Below are 14,088 nucleotides of genomic sequence, written 5' to 3' on the forward strand. Positions count from 1 at the left end.
CGGGTTCTCGCTTCGCGAGCCCCGGAATGACGAATAAATTTGAGGGGAAACACCGATGCCCGTTCCGACGCACGTTTTCGATCCGCCGTTCAACATCATCCGCTGCAGCCACGCCGTGCTCGACGTCACGGATCTCGACAAGAGCGCCGCCTTCTACGAGAAGACCATCGGCCTCCACATCGAGGACCGCGACGACAAGTCGGTGTATCTGCGCGCCAGCGAGGAGCACCAGCATCACTCGGTGGTGCTGCGCAAGGCGCCGAAGGCGGCCTGCAACCGGCTCGGCTTCAAGGTCGGCAATGACGGCGACCTCGACAAGGCGGCTGCCTTCTTCTCCGAAAACGGCATCGCCTATGCCTTCGTCGACCAGCCGTTCCAGGGCCGCACCCTGCAATTCACCGATCCGTTCGGCTTCCAGATCGAGCTCTACGCCGCGATGGAGAAGCGCCCGCATCTGCTGCGGCGCTACGATCTCTACAAGGGCTGCCATCCGCAGCGGCTCGACCATTTCAACGTGTTCGCCGCCGAGGTGCAGGACACCGTCGACTTCTACGCTCGGCTCGGCTTCCGTCTCACCGAATATGCCGAGGAGGACGGCGACAGCGGCCGCATCGCAGCGGCCTGGATGCACCGCAAGGGCAATGTCCACGACTTCGCGATCACCAACGGCCGTGGCCCGCGCCTGCACCACATCGCCTATTGGGTGCCGACCGCGATGAACATCGTGCATCTCTGCGACGTGATGGCCTCCTCCGGCTTCCTCAGGAACATCGAGCGCGGCCCGGGCCGGCACGGCATCTCCAACGCCTTCTTCCTCTACATCCGCGATCCCGACGGTCATCGCATCGAGCTCTACACCAGCGACTATTTCACCGGCGATCACGACCATGAGCCGCTGCGCTGGTCGCTGCGCGATCCGCGCCGCCAGACGCTGTGGGGCGCGCCTGCGCCGCGCTCCTGGTTCGAGGAAGGCTCGACCTTCGCCGGCCAGACGGTGCGCGAGCCACGCTTCGTCGCCGACGTGCTGGTTGCGGACTAGTGAACAAGACTCCATCCCCTCGTCGTCCCGGCCAAGTGCGCGATTGCACACAGAGCCGGGACCCATAACCACCGGCCCGTGTTTTAGATAAGATCGTCGCCCAGCGTGCCCGAATGTGAAACCTGTGGTTATGAGTCCCTGCTCTCGTGCGCAATTGCGCACGGGAGCAGGGACGACACCAATTATGGGACTACTAATGCCCTCTCCTCGCCTCGCCACCTATTCCGTCAACGGCGCCACCAGCTATGGCGCCGTCACCGACACCGGCATCGTCGACCTCTCGTCGCGCTTCGCGAAGGACTATCCGACCTTGCGCGAGGCGATCGCCGCCGGCGCGCTGAGCAGGCTCGTGGAGGACGCTGCCAGGCGCGCGCCCGACCATACGCTTGACGCGGTTATTTGGCAGCCGCCGATCCCGGTGCCGGAAAAAATCATCTGCATCGGCGTCAACTACCCGGACCGCAATGCCGAATACAAGGACGGCTCGGACGCGCCGAAATACCCCAGCATGTTCCTGCGGGTGCCGCGTTCCTTCGTCGGCCACAACACGCCGCTGGTGCGGCCGCGCATCTCGCCGCAGCTCGACTATGAGGGCGAACTGGTGCTGGTGATCGGCAAGGCGGGCCGACACATTACGGAGAGCGCCGCGCTCGATCACATCGCCGCGATCACGCTCTGCAACGAAGGCACCATCCGCGACTGGGTGCGCCACGCCAAGTTCAATGTCACCCAGGGCAAGAACTTCGATTCCACCGGCGGCCTCGGCCCGTGGATCGTGCCCTACACCGGTGAAGCGCAGATCGCCGATATCCGCCTGACCACGCGGGTCAACGGCGAGACCCGCCAGGACGACCGCACCTCGCGCTTGATCTTCGGCTTTCGCTACCTCATCAACTACATCTCGACCTTCACGACGCTGGTACCCGGCGACATCATCGTCACGGGCACCCCGACCGGCGCGGGTGCGCGATTTGATCCGCCGCGCTATCTGAAGCCCGGCGATGTCGTCGAGGTCGAGGCCGAAGGCGTCGGCATTCTGCGCAACAGCGTCGTCGACGAAGCTACCTAACCTCACCAGCAAATGGACAGTGCCATGACCTCAACATCCGGCGGCGAAGCAATCGTCAACGGCCTCGTCGCCCACGGCGTCGACACCGTGTTCGGGCTGCCCGGCGCGCAAATCTATGGCCTGTTCGATGCCTTCCACCAGGCCCAGCTCAAGGTGATCGGCGCCCGGCATGAGCAGGCCTGCGGCTACATGGCGTTCGGCTATGCGCGTTCCAGCGGCAAGCCCGGCGTGTTCAGCGTGGTGCCCGGCCCCGGCGTGCTCAACGCCTCGGCGGCGCTACTCACCGCATTCGGCTGCAACGAGCCGGTGCTGTGCCTGACCGGGCAGGTGCCGACGCAGTTTTTGGGCAAGGGCCGCGGCCATCTCCACGAGATGCCGGACCAGCTCGCGACGCTGCGCAGTTTCGTGAAATGGGCCGACCGGATCGAATATCCTGATAACGCGCCCGCGCTGGTGTCGCGCGCGTTCCAGGAGATGCTGTCGGGCCGGCGCGGCCCGGCTTCGCTCGAGATGCCGTGGGATGTCTTCACCCAGCGCACTCAGGTCGCAGCCGTCAAGCCGTTCGATCCGTTGCCGGCGCCGCAGCCCGATCCGGACCGCATCAAGGCGGCCGCCGACCTGATCGCCAGCAGCAAGGCGCCGATGATCTTCGTCGGCAGCGGCGCCATCGAGGCGCGCGAGGAGATCCTCGAATTGGCCGAGATGATCGACGCGCCGGTCGTCGCATTCCGCAGCGGCCGCGGCATCGTCTCCAACGCGCATGAACTCGGGCTCACCATGGCTTCGGCCTACAGGCTCTGGCCGAAGACCGATCTGATGATCGGCATCGGCACGCGCCTCGAACTGCCGACGATGTCGCGCTGGCCCTACCAGCCGGCCGGCCTGAAATGCGTCCGCATCGACATCGATCCAGTCGAGCTGCGGCGCTGGCCGGCTGATGCCGGCGTGATCGCGGACGCCAAGGCCGGCACCGCCGATCTCGTCGCCGCCGTGCGCAAGGTGGGCTACCGCAAGACCTCCGGCCGCCGCGCCACGATCCGCGAGGCAACGGCCGCGACCGAGCAGGAGATCCAGCGCATCCAGCCGCAGATGGCCTATCTGAAGATCCTGCGCGAGGTGCTGCCGGCGAGCGCCATCGTCACCGACGAGCTGTCGCAGGTCGGTTTCGCCTCCTGGTACGGCTTTCCGATCTACGAGCCGCGAACCTTCGTCACCTCGGGCTATCAGGGCACGCTCGGGTCGGGCTTCCCGACCGCGCTCGGTGCCAAGGTGGCCAACCCGAACAAGCCGGTGGTCGCGATATCAGGCGACGGCGGCTTCATGTTCGGCGTGCAGGAACTCGCGACCGCCGTGCAGTTCAAGATCGGCGTGGTGACGCTGGTCTTCAACAACAACGCCTATGGCAATGTCCGCCGCGATCAGCGCGAGCGCTTCGACGGCCGCGTCGTCGCCTCCGACCTGGTGAATCCGGATTTCGTGAAGCTTGCAGAATCCTTCGGCGTCGGCGCCGCGCGCGTCAACTCGCCCGATCACTTCCGCCCCGTGCTGGAGAAGGCGCTGGCCGACGGCGGGCCTTACGTGATCTCGGTGGAAGTCCCGACGGATTCGGAAGTCAGCCCTTGGGCGTTCATCCACCCGGCGCGGAATAACTAAGCCAAACGCTCGTCACCCGGGGCGATGCGCAGCATCGAACCCGGAATCTCGAGGTTCCCCGATGCGCAACTGCGCATCTGCGGTTCGCGCTGCGCACACCCCGGAACGACGGTGAAGACTAAGCCTGCTTCACGCGTTGCAGCCGTGACGCGGCGATCACGAGCAGGCCGGCGCCGGCGACCGACCAGCAGGCGACCGGCGCCCAGTGCACCAGCGGCGCATAGTCCGGCATCTTCTGCAGGCCGCCCGCGACTGCCGCCATCCGCGCAAAGGTCGCTAGCGCCAGCGCCGAGAAGACGAGGCCGGTCACCTTGCCTTCCGCGCCGGTCTCCCCGATCGCGAGCGCAGCAGACACCGCGCTCATCAGCATGCAGCCCCAGGCGGCCCCGGCCATGAATTGCGCCACGATCAGGCCATTGAGGCTTCCGGCGATCTCCGCGGCGACGATCGCGAACGCGCCAAGCAGTCCCGCCATGCCCATCACGATCAGGCCGCCGCAATGCTTGACGACAATGCTCGCCGGGAACATCGCGATGCTGAAGCCGATCCAGAACACCGGCATCAGCCATTGCAGATCGCTTGGCCTGGCAAAGCGCAAATAGAACGGGGCACTGTTGATGTTGAAGTGCAGCTGATAGCCGAGCGAGAGCAGTACCATCGATCCGATCAGGAACATCGGCACCGCCCCGAGCCGCTTCGCCGGGGACGCTAGCCGCGCCGGCTGCGCCTCCGCCGCGATGCGGCGCTCGATCCCCGAGAAGGCCAGCGCGGTCAGCAGCAGCACGGCGCCCGACAGCACGAACGGCAGCCGCGCATCCTGGTTGCGCAGCACGACGCCGAGATAGGGCGAGACCGCGCCCGCGATGCCGTAACCCAGCATCGCCAGCGCCGCGAGGAACGGGACCGAGGGTTGCGCGCGATACTTGCCGAGCAGCGTCAGCGGCGGCGCACGCAGGGCCGACGACGTCACGGCCCAGATCACGATCAGCACGATCAGCCAGACCTTTGCTCCCGGCCCGGTGCCGGCCACGTAAGGCAGCGCGATGAAGGCGGCGCAGGAGATCGCGGCAAGGATACCGACGAACAAGCCAAGGCGGCCGACCAAGCTCGAAATCCTGTCGGCGGCCATGCCCATCGCCGTGTCGGTGACGGTGAAGATGCCCTGATCCATCATCAGGATCAGGATCACGGTCGCCGGCGCGATACCGACATCGGCGCACAGCTTCGGCAGATAGATCAGGTAGGTGGTCCAGCCCAACGTGAACACGAGCTGCAGCACGGCGAGATAGACGCCGGTGCGGTTGACGGCGCGGTCGGCCTTGGTGGTCATGAGCCAAGTCTAGACTACCCGCCCGATTTGCGGGAGGGGAGTCAGCGCACCTTGCGGAAGGTCAAATTGATGCGCTGGCGGCCGAGCACGCTGTGCTCGCCATCGGCGAGCGGTGCGACGCCGTGATAAAAGAACCGTGACGGGCCGCCCCACACCGCAACGTCGCCATGTTCGAGGCGATAGCGGCGCGGCGTATCGTTGCGCTTCAGGCCGCCGAACAGGAAGGTCGCCGGCAACCCGAGCGAGATCGACACGATCGGTGCACGGTAGTCGAGCTCGTCCTTGTCCTGATGCAGCGACAGTTTTGCGCCGGGGACGTAGCGATTGATCAGGCAGGCCTCAGGCGCGAAGCCGTTGAAGCCGGCTTCTTCAGCGGCGGCGGCGGCAAGCCTGCGCAACACCTCCGGCATTTCAGGCCAGGGCTGTCCCGAGTCGGGATCGATCGGATCATAGCGATAGCCGTGGGGATCGGAGACCCAGCCGAGGCTGCCGCAATTGGTCATCGCGACCGACATGCGGTGGCCGCCCGGCGTGATCAGATGCCGGAACGGCGCCTGCTTGACGATGACGCGCAATGCCGGGATCAGCTCGGCCTCGAACGGCCGGACAAAGCCGCGCAGCAGCACCGCGCCATCCGCGATCGTCTCGCGCGATGGCCGTGCGTCGCCAATTGTCTCGAACAGATCAGCGGTCACGCCTCTCTCGCACTCACTTCGCGTCGTGGAAGATCACACCAACGGTGTGGCGGTGGCCGGAGCGAATCCGGCTGACGCCGTGGCGCAGATTGACACGATACGGTCCGCGCGTCCCCTGCACCGGGCGATGATGCACGGCAAAGGCCACCGCATCGCCCTTGGTCAGCGGCACCACCTCGGGCCGCGACTGCATCCGCGGCCGCTGCTCGGTCAGCACGAATTCGCCGCCGCTGAAATCGTGCCCCGGCTGCGACAGCAGGATCGCGACCTGGATCGGAAACACGTGCTCGCCGTAGAGATCCTGGTGCAGGCAGTTGTAGTCGCCTTCGCCATATTGCAGCAGCAGCGGCGTCGGCCGCGTCTGTCCGGCGTCGTGGCAGCGCTTCAGGAACGCCGCATGCGACGTGGGATATCGGATCTCAATCCCCATCGTCTCGTTCCAGCGATTGGCTGTCGCGGTCAGCCGCGCATAGAGCGCCGGCCGCAGCTCCGCGATCAGGTCCGGCAGCGGATAGGAGAAATATTTGTACTCGCCGCGGCCGAAGCCGTGGCGACCCATCACGATCCGGCTGCGGAACTGGCTGTCGTCGGGATACAGCGCCGCGATGGCATCGCATTCCTCAGGCGTCAGCAAGCCGTTGAGGACGGCGCAGCCCTGTCCGTCGAGATCGGTCGTGATCCGGTCCCAGTCGAGCGCGTCGACGCGGGCGAGAATGCCGGGGGCTGGGCGGGTGATGATTTTGGCTGTTGCTGTCATGGGACGGAATCTGGCCCCTGATTGTGGCCCGCGCCACCCGATTTCCGATCGAAATTGAGGTGTCGTCCCGGCGAAAGCCGGATCCATGACCACCGTCGTCAGCTGTTGAGATCGCTGGGGCCACAGTGTGCCAACCACAATGCCCTGTGGTTATGGGTCCGGCTTTCGCCGGGACGACGCGTGGAGAGAGTGTTAGCCTACACTTCAGCCCCTCACCGGCAGCGTCACCACGTCGTAGCCGTGGCTGATCTTCCGCTTCAGCACCGGATCCTCCAGCTCGAACTCGAAGCGGCTGGCCGGGCGGATGCCGCCCTTGGCCGCGAAGGTGCCGCCGAACATGGCGCAGCCGTCGGGCAGCGCGCCCTGCTCGAAGCCGCGCGCGATCAGGTCCTTCACCGGCAGCATATGATCGAGCGTGCCTTCCTGGTAGAGCACGCGCTGGCCTCCGATTGTGGCCCAGGAGCGCAGGACCAGCTGGTCCCAGTGATCAATCACATCCTCGAGTTCCCACAGCTCCGACGCCATCGGCTTGTCGCACATCTGCTTCGACACCGTGACGCTGTAGCTCTCGACCTTGCGGTCGGTGTGGTCGGAGCCGCAGCCGACGAAGATGCGGCCCTGCCAGCCGATCAGCACGAACTCGACCTCGCCGCTCGAATCCTCGCCGCAGACCTCGATGGTATCGGCGAAGGTGAGCCGGCGCGCCGAGCAGCGGTAGTAGATCGGCGTGGTCGCGGGTCGTGCGATGCCGAGCGTCTCGAGCTCGGCGATGTGCTTGTCGCGCGCCACCGGATCGCGGCCGGTCCAGCCGGCGATCACGGCCTGCCTGATTTCCAGTGCGAGCGGAGTGGCGACGCCCTTGTCGTCGACATTGAAGGTGAGATCAAACACGGATCACGGTCTCCATTCCCGCAGCGAGCTCGAAAATGCGCCGGTCCGAACCGCCGGCGGCGGCGAGCATCAGGCCGACCGGCGCCTCGCCCTCGCGATGCGCGGGCAGCGAGATCGCGCAGCCGTCGAGCACGTTGACCAGTGTGCAGTTGCGCAGCGCGCGCAAATTCTCGGTGGCGAACGCCTTGTCGTCGGCGAGGCTGGCGATCGTTGGCGGCAGGTTCGCCGTGGTCGGCAGCACCATCGCATCATAGGGCGCGATCCGCGTCTCGGTGCGGGCGACGAAGGAGCGGCGCGCGTTGAGCAGATCGATATAGTCGGCGGCCGGAAAGCCCTCGCCGCGCTGGATGCGCACGGCGACGCGCGGATCATAGACGTCGCCCTTGCTGGCCAGCAGGAAGCGGTGCCAGGCATAGCTTTCGGCGGCGGCAAAGCCGCCCTTGGCATTCATGACGCCGACATCGAGCAATTCGGGTACCTCGATCCGCTCGATCAGGGCGCCGGCGCGCGACAACGAAGCGAGCGCGCGCTCGAAGGTTTTCGCGACGGCATCATCGAGGTCGTCGAGCACGACGGTGGTCGGCACAGCGAGCCGCATGCCCTTGACCGGGCGCGGCGTGACCGGCGTCACCGGCTGGTCGGCGAGCACCGCGTCGAGCGCGGCGCAGCAGGCCACCGAATTGGCCAGCGGGCCGTAGCTGTCGAGCGTGAACGACAGCGGCACGCCGCCATCGAGCGGAATCCGGCGCTGCGTCGGCTTGTAACCGACGATGCCGTTGAAGGCGGCGGGGATCCGGCAGGAGCCGCCGGTGTCGGTGCCGAGCGCGCCGAACGCCATGCCGTCGGCGATCGAGACCGCGGCCCCCGAGGACGAGCCGCCCGGCACATGGCCGACGCTCCGGTTCCAGGCGCTCTTCGGCGTACCGTAATGCGGATTGATGCCGATGCCGGAATAGGCGAACTCGGTCATGTTGGTGCGGCCGATCACGACGAAGCCGGCGCGCTTGAGCCGCGCCACCACCGGCGCATCGGCCCCCGCCGGCGCCGAATCCTCCAGCGCCCGGGAGCCGGCGCGCGTCACCTGCCCCCTGATGTCGAACAGGTCCTTGATCGAGACCGGAATGCCGGCAAAGGGCGACGGCGCGGCGTTGGCCTTGCGCAGCCGGTCCATGGCGTCGGCGGCCTCCAGCGCGGCCTCGCGGTCGACATGGATGAAGGTGCGCTGGCCCTCGCCCGAGGGATCAGCGATCCTGGCGATGCACTGCTCGACGAGCTTGCGGGCAGAGGTCGCGCCGCTGGCGAGATCGGCGGCAAGGGAGGCGAGTGTCTGATTTTTCGGCATGGCTTTCACTTCACGGCTGGCACTTCATGGCTTGCAATTCAAAGCTCTTGCAGCTGATTGTCACCCGAACCGGGGCCGATTTCCAGCCCACCGGCCCTCACCCGCATCACTTGAGCCCGAAATAGGCGCGGTGCAGCTCTTCATTGCCGCTCATCTCGGCAACCGTGCCGGAGAAGCGGATCCGCCCGCCTTCCAGCACGAATACGCGGGTGGCAATCTCGAGAAAACCGATATTTTGCTCGGCGATCAAGAGCGCCAGCCCACGGCCCTGCAGGCTCGACAAGGCGCGCAGCACCTCCTTGACGAACAGCGGCGACAGCCCGGCCGAGGGCTCGTCCATCACCAGCAGCTTCGGCTCGGCCGACAGTGCCTTGGCGATGCCGAGCATCTTGCGCTGACCGCCGGACAGGCTGGATGCGGGATCGCGGCGCTTGTCGCGCAGCACCGGGAACAGGCCGTACAGTTCGTCGACTCGCGCGCCCGGGTTGGCATGGCCCAGCGCCTGCGCGCCGACGCGGATGTTTTCCTCGATCGACAGGTCGGGAAACACCGCAAGCTCCGACATGTAGGTCATGCCGCGCTTCATGCGGTCCGACGAGCGCATCCTGGTGATGTCCTCACCGCCGAGCTTGATGTGGCCGCTGCGGGCGTCGATCAGGCCGACCAGCGACTTCAGGAACGTGGTCTTGCCCGCGCCGTTGGCGCCGAGCAGCAGCACGGTCTCGCCGGGGCGGACGTCGAGATCGACGCCCCACAGCACCTGCATGGTGCCGTAGCCGGCATCGACGCCCCTGGTGTCCAGAAGCGGCACCGCATCAGTGGGCATGCTCGCCTCCCAAAAATACCTCGATCACCTGCGGCTCGCGCACCGCGGTCGCGAGCGTGCCCTCGAAGATCTCCTTGCCCGCATTGAGCACGATGACGCGGTCGGTGATCTGCTCGATGAAGCCCATCAGATGCTCGACCACGATGATCGCCATGCCGGTCGCGGCCAAGGCCTTGATGCGGCCGGCGATCCAGTCGAGCTCCGCCGGGTTGAGGCCGGCCGCGAGCTCGTCGAGCAGCAGCAGCCGCGGCCGCGTGGCGAGCGCCCGGGTGAGATCGAGCATCTTCTGCTGCGCGCTGTTGAGATCGGCGGCCGGACGATCGGCAACCTCCTTCAGCCTGAAATCCTCGAGCAGTTCGGCGATCGATGGCGCACCGATCGCGCCGCCATAGGCCAGCGCCACCTGGATGTTCTCGCGCACCGTGAGCGACAGGAACGGCTTCGGCACCTGGAAGGTGCGGTTGATGCCGCGGTGAACGAGCTTGTGCGAGGCGACGCCGCCGGCGGGCGTGCCGTCGAACACAACCTCGCCGCCGTCAGGCGCATAGAGACCGGAGATCACATTGATCGCCGTGGTCTTGCCGGAGCCGTTCGGGCCGACGAGGCCGAGGATCTCACCCGGAACGACGTGAAAGCTGAGGCCGTCGAGCGCATGGAAGCCGCCGAAGCGCTTGACCAGCTTCGAGACCTTGAGGATCGGGGTTTTCTCAGGGGACATGCCACCCCCTGCGGGTTGCCAGCGACACCAGCCCTGCGGGCAGGAACAGCACCAGACCCATGATCAGAAGGCCATAGATCAGCTGGAAATATTGCGGCGTGGTGAAGCCGATCAGATTGTAGATGCCGTAGAGGATGAGCACGCCGACGATCGGACCGGTGATGGTGGCAACGCCGCCGAACAGCGCGAACACGATCGCGAAGATGCTGAACTCGCCGGAGAACACGTTGTCCGGATAGAACACCGAGACGTACCAGGCGTAGATGCCGCCGGCGAGGCCCGCGACCAGCGCCGAGGCGAGCCAGGCAATCACCCGCATCTTCACGATATTGACGCCGGCCATCGAGGCCGACACCGCATCCTCGCGCACCGCCTGCAGCGCCAGCCCGAATGGCGAGTTCTTCAGATAGACCACCGCGCCGACCGTCAGCGCCATCACGACGACGGCCGCATAGTAGGCGTGGGTCGGGTTGAAGGTGCCGGTGAGCGAGACGCCGTAGGGGCCCTTGGTGATGCCTTCCAGCGCCGGGTTGGCAACGAAGTGCAGCACCGCGAGCGAGGCCGCGAGGTTGGCGATCGCGAAATACGCGCCCGACAGCCGCAGCAGCGGTGTCAGCAACAGGCCGAGCGCGACCGCCACGACCCCGCCGACCAGCACGGCGAGCGGCGCCGGCGTCTGCAGATGCATCACCATGATGGCGAAGCCATAGGCGCCGGCGCCGAAGAAGCCGACATAGCCGAACGGCAGATAGCCGGTGAAGCCATAGATGATGTTCACGCCCTGCGCGAGGATCAGGAAGATCACGAAGTTGAACAGCAGCAGATGGTTTTGATAGACGCCGGGCAGCAGTGCGAACACCACCACAAGCGGCGCCAGGATGAACAGCAGGTGCTTCGATGCGTTATGCAACGCGCACCCGCCTTCCGAGCAGACCGCTCGGGCGCAACAACAGGATCACGATCAACAACACATAGGGCAGCAGGTCGGCCCAGGAACTGAGATAGGTCTGCACCAGCATGTAGCACAGGCCGTAGACGACGCCGCCGAGCGCGGTGCCGAGCGGATTGCCGAGCGAACCCAGCACGACGATCGCAAACGACGTCACGGTCGCATCGGCGCCGAACGCCGGCGTCACCGAGCCGAACATGAAGGGCGCGAACACGCCGGCGACCGCCGCGATGCCGAGACCGATGCCGAACGCCGCCGCCGAGACACGATCGACATCGATGCCGGTCGCCAGCGCCTCGTCGCGGCGTGACATCACCGCGCGGGTCAAGGTGCCGAGCCGCGTGTGGTAGAGATACAGGTAGACCAGCCCGATCGCGATCAGGCTGGTGATGGCCGCGATCACCCAGGGCGCTGGAAAGCCCTGGCCGAAGATCTGGATCGGCCCTGCCCCGCCCGCCTTGCCGCCGAACCACTTCACCTTGATGGTCGTGAACACGGTGCCGAGCAGCCGGCTCTGGATCGAGCGTTCGCTGGTACCGGCGAAGATCGTGGTGACGGCTTCGATCACCTGCGACAGGCCGAAGAACAGGATGATCGACAGCATTTCCGGATTGGCCGAGCCCTGCAGCCGCGGCACCAGCACCCAGTACAGCAGCACGCCGACCAGCACGAACACCACGAAGGCGAGCGGCACCGCGAACAGCGGATCGATGCCGGCGATGCCGACCACGCCGAGCGCGATGAAGGCGCCCAGCATCAGGATGTCGCCATGCGCAAGATTGACGATGCGCATGACGCCGAACACGAGATTGAGACCGATGCCGACCAGGCTGAAATACAACCCGAACAGCACGCCGGCAACGAGCGCATAGGTCATGCTACCGCTCGCCGCCGAAGCTTACGCCTGCCGCACCCACCTGCATCACGGCGCCGGATAGATCGGCTTGCCGGTGGCGGTCTCGTGCGGATAGATCGAGACGAACTTGATGTGATCGTGCTCGTCGACCGTGAGCTGGCCGAGCGGCGTCAATTCGCCGATCTGGCCGCCGGTCTCATCCAGCGCGAAGGTGCCGTCGAGCGTCTTGAGCTGGCCGCTGAGCGAGAACACGGCGCGGCGCAGCTCCATCTGGTCGAGGCTGGTCGCAACCGACAGCGTTTTCTCGATCACCAGCGCGGTGGTGTAGCCGGCGACCGCGTTGAAGCCGAACTCCATCTTGCCGTCGTTGTACTTCTTGGTCCAGGCGGCGCGGAAATCCTTCATGTTCATCCCGAAATTGACGGGATAATCCAATTCGGACGGCGGCACATAGGTCCAGATGTGCTCGAGGCCCTTGGCGCCGACATTCTTCTCGAGCAACTCGGTCTCGAGGCCGGCATAGATCGCGAACAGCATCTTGAACTTGGTGCCGACGTCCTGGACGTTGCGCAGGAAGGCGATGTCGTTCGGCGCATAGCCGAAATGGATCACCGCGTCCGGATTGGCATTGCTGATGTTGTTGATGATGACGTTGTAGTTGGTGGTCTCGGTCGGAACGCCCTGGTCATAGACGATCTCGATCGGTGCGCCGGACTCCTTGACGAACTTGCGGAACGCGTTGGCCTGGGTGCCGGTGAACTCGTTGGTCGAATAGAGGATCGCGACCTTCTTGATGCCGAGGCCCGGGCCGTCGTGGCTGATAAAATCAGCCACCGGCTTCGGCCACACCGTCGACACCGGATCGGCCATCAGCGCGATGTAGGGATTGTCCCTGGAGAAGAAGCTCGCGCCGGTGCCGGTCTGGTCGAACAGGAACATCTTGTGGTCGCGCGCGATCGCAACCGCGGGCGCCGTCAGCACCGACCCGGAATCGGCGACCAGGAGGTCGACCTTGTCCTGGGTGACGAGCTGATTATAAAGCGTCGAGGCGGTTGCGGTGTTGCTCTGGTCGTCGTAGGAGACGAGCTTGATCGGGATCTTCTTGTCGAACGCCTTCACGAACACGCCCCCCTCGGCGTTCTTCTGTTCGACCCACAATTTCAGCGAGCTGTAGACCGGCATCGAGATCGAGGCGTAGCGCCCCGACGACGCATAGAGCGTGCCGATCTTGATCTCCGACGGTGCGTCGGCGGCCATCGCCTGCGTGGCAAATGCGAGGCTGGCAGCGAGTGCCGCGCCGATGATCCTCAGCATGATATGTTCCTCCCGGCTATCTTGGACTTGTCTTGGACGTGTCTTGAACCGCGGCCCTTCTACGCGCCGGATCGGAGCGGCACAAGCATCGCGGCCTTAGCAATTGTGCGAGGGGCGGAATATGCGGCATGCGCGGGACACAGGCCGCCGCGCGGAGCATGGATGGACCGTTGACGGGCCTTGGTTCAATAGCGCATCAAGGCTGTAACGATTTCGGGAGGAGACATCAGTCATGGCCGAGCCCGCGCGCGCGAAACCAAAGCCGACACCGGAGACCCAGCATTTCTGGGATGGCACCAAGGCCGGCGAGCTGCGGCTGCAGCGCTGCGATGCCTGCGCCAATGTCTACTTTCCGCCGCGGCCGTTCTGCCCCTCCTGCGCCTCGCGCAAGGTCTCGATCTTCAAGGCCAGCGGCAAGGGCAAGCTGTATAGCTACGTTATCAACCACCGTCCCGCCGCGCCCGGCTTCACGCCACCTTATGCGATCGCCGTGGTCGAGCTCGACGAAGGCCCGCGCATGATGAGCAACATCATCGATTGTCCGCAGACGCCGGAAGCGCTCGAGCTCGACATGCGGCTCGAGGTCGCCTTCGAGGCACTCGACGACAAGATCACCCTGCCCCTGTTCCGTCCGGCCAAGGGGTAACGC

The 14,088-nt window shown here is 65.7% G+C and carries 14 protein-coding genes; 4 read left to right on the plus strand and 10 right to left on the minus strand.

What is annotated here, in order from left to right; translation table 11 throughout:
- Positions 1–55 precede the first annotated feature (55 nt).
- The 3 genes from hpaD (at position 56) to E2I15_RS14490 (ending at position 3,761) form a co-directional block, all read left to right on the plus strand.
- A complete protein-coding gene (gene hpaD, locus E2I15_RS14480; protein ID WP_137476516.1) occupies positions 56–1,039 on the plus strand; it encodes a 3,4-dihydroxyphenylacetate 2,3-dioxygenase in 984 nt (327 codons plus the stop codon).
- A gap of 196 nt (positions 1,040–1,235) precedes the next feature.
- Positions 1,236–2,108, plus strand: a complete 873-nt coding sequence (locus E2I15_RS14485; protein WP_137476517.1) for a fumarylacetoacetate hydrolase family protein — start codon at positions 1,236–1,238, stop codon at positions 2,106–2,108.
- Between the two features lie 24 nt (positions 2,109–2,132).
- Positions 2,133–3,761 (plus strand): thiamine pyrophosphate-dependent enzyme, encoded by a 1,629-nt coding sequence (locus E2I15_RS14490; RefSeq protein ID WP_137476518.1) that lies wholly within the window; start codon positions 2,133–2,135, stop codon positions 3,759–3,761.
- Positions 3,762–3,879: 118 nt separating this feature from the next.
- Here the strand turns inward: E2I15_RS14490 and E2I15_RS14495 are convergent, their stop codons facing one another.
- From E2I15_RS14495 to E2I15_RS14540, 10 genes are all read right to left on the minus strand, one after another.
- Positions 3,880–5,091 (minus strand): MFS transporter, encoded by a 1,212-nt coding sequence (locus E2I15_RS14495; protein ID WP_137476519.1) that lies wholly within the window; start codon positions 5,089–5,091, stop codon positions 3,880–3,882.
- A 41-nt stretch (positions 5,092–5,132) separates the two neighbouring features.
- Positions 5,133–5,786 carry a DNA oxidative demethylase AlkB gene (gene alkB, locus E2I15_RS14500; RefSeq protein ID WP_137476520.1) on the minus strand — a complete coding sequence of 218 codons (654 nt, stop codon included), beginning with the start codon at positions 5,784–5,786 and terminating at the stop codon, positions 5,133–5,135.
- Positions 5,787–5,799: 13 nt separating this feature from the next.
- Positions 5,800–6,543, minus strand: coding sequence for a 2OG-Fe(II) oxygenase (locus tag E2I15_RS14505; RefSeq protein WP_137476521.1), 744 nt, complete (start codon positions 6,541–6,543; stop codon positions 5,800–5,802).
- A gap of 204 nt (positions 6,544–6,747) precedes the next feature.
- Positions 6,748–7,434 (minus strand): DUF2848 domain-containing protein, encoded by a 687-nt coding sequence (locus E2I15_RS14510; RefSeq protein WP_137476522.1) that lies wholly within the window; start codon positions 7,432–7,434, stop codon positions 6,748–6,750.
- Complete coding sequence (locus tag E2I15_RS14515) at positions 7,427–8,776, minus strand: amidase (protein ID WP_137476523.1); 1,350 nt, start codon at positions 8,774–8,776, stop codon at positions 7,427–7,429. The genes E2I15_RS14510 and E2I15_RS14515 overlap by 8 nt, the downstream gene beginning before the upstream one ends.
- A gap of 106 nt (positions 8,777–8,882) precedes the next feature.
- The gene (locus tag E2I15_RS14520; protein WP_137476524.1) at positions 8,883–9,602 is read right to left on the minus strand and encodes an ABC transporter ATP-binding protein; all 720 of its coding nucleotides are present in this window, start codon (positions 9,600–9,602) and stop codon (positions 8,883–8,885) included.
- Positions 9,592–10,320: an ABC transporter ATP-binding protein gene (locus E2I15_RS14525; protein WP_137476525.1), complete on the minus strand. Its 729-nt coding sequence runs from the start codon at positions 10,318–10,320 to the stop codon at positions 9,592–9,594. Before E2I15_RS14525 ends, E2I15_RS14520 begins: the two co-directional genes overlap by 11 nt.
- Positions 10,310–11,230: a branched-chain amino acid ABC transporter permease gene (locus tag E2I15_RS14530; protein WP_038386389.1), complete on the minus strand. Its 921-nt coding sequence runs from the start codon at positions 11,228–11,230 to the stop codon at positions 10,310–10,312. The genes E2I15_RS14525 and E2I15_RS14530 overlap by 11 nt, the downstream gene beginning before the upstream one ends.
- On the minus strand, positions 11,223–12,146 hold the full coding sequence (locus tag E2I15_RS14535; protein ID WP_137476526.1) for a branched-chain amino acid ABC transporter permease: 924 nt from the start codon (positions 12,144–12,146) through the stop codon (positions 11,223–11,225). The genes E2I15_RS14530 and E2I15_RS14535 overlap by 8 nt, the downstream gene beginning before the upstream one ends.
- Before the next feature lie 45 nt (positions 12,147–12,191).
- Entirely contained in the window at positions 12,192–13,439 is a 1,248-nt protein-coding gene (locus tag E2I15_RS14540; protein ID WP_137476527.1) for an amino acid ABC transporter substrate-binding protein, read from the minus strand.
- A 232-nt stretch (positions 13,440–13,671) separates the two neighbouring features.
- Here E2I15_RS14540 and E2I15_RS14545 point away from each other — a divergent pair, with 232 nt between their 5' ends.
- Complete coding sequence (locus E2I15_RS14545; RefSeq protein WP_016841161.1) at positions 13,672–14,085, plus strand: Zn-ribbon domain-containing OB-fold protein; 414 nt, start codon at positions 13,672–13,674, stop codon at positions 14,083–14,085.
- The last annotated feature ends 3 nt before the right edge of the window (positions 14,086–14,088 follow it).

It is taken from the genome of Bradyrhizobium sp. BR2003 (assembly GCF_009720285.1).
Taxonomy (GTDB): domain Bacteria; phylum Pseudomonadota; class Alphaproteobacteria; order Rhizobiales; family Xanthobacteraceae; genus Bradyrhizobium; species Bradyrhizobium elkanii.

What these genes read in the sequence shown, in the direction of transcription:
- E2I15_RS14515 (WP_137476523.1), bottom strand. Translation starts at nt 8,776, where the DNA reads ATGCCGAAAAATCAGACACTCGCCTCCCTTGCCGCCGATCTCGCCAGC.
- E2I15_RS14495 (WP_137476519.1), bottom strand. Translation starts at nt 5,091, where the DNA reads ATGACCACCAAGGCCGACCGCGCCGTCAACCGCACCGGCGTCTATCTC.
- E2I15_RS14545 (WP_016841161.1), top strand. Translation starts at nt 13,672, where the DNA reads ATGGCCGAGCCCGCGCGCGCGAAACCAAAGCCGACACCGGAGACCCAG.
- E2I15_RS14520 (WP_137476524.1), bottom strand. Translation starts at nt 9,602, where the DNA reads ATGCCCACTGATGCGGTGCCGCTTCTGGACACCAGGGGCGTCGATGCC.
- E2I15_RS14525 (WP_137476525.1), bottom strand. Translation starts at nt 10,320, where the DNA reads ATGTCCCCTGAGAAAACCCCGATCCTCAAGGTCTCGAAGCTGGTCAAG.
- E2I15_RS14535 (WP_137476526.1), bottom strand. Translation starts at nt 12,146, where the DNA reads ATGACCTATGCGCTCGTTGCCGGCGTGCTGTTCGGGTTGTATTTCAGC.
- E2I15_RS14505 (WP_137476521.1), bottom strand. Translation starts at nt 6,543, where the DNA reads ATGACAGCAACAGCCAAAATCATCACCCGCCCAGCCCCCGGCATTCTC.
- E2I15_RS14540 (WP_137476527.1), bottom strand. Translation starts at nt 13,439, where the DNA reads ATGCTGAGGATCATCGGCGCGGCACTCGCTGCCAGCCTCGCATTTGCC.
- hpaD (WP_137476516.1), top strand. Translation starts at nt 56, where the DNA reads ATGCCCGTTCCGACGCACGTTTTCGATCCGCCGTTCAACATCATCCGC.
- E2I15_RS14490 (WP_137476518.1), top strand. Translation starts at nt 2,133, where the DNA reads ATGACCTCAACATCCGGCGGCGAAGCAATCGTCAACGGCCTCGTCGCC.
- E2I15_RS14485 (WP_137476517.1), top strand. Translation starts at nt 1,236, where the DNA reads ATGCCCTCTCCTCGCCTCGCCACCTATTCCGTCAACGGCGCCACCAGC.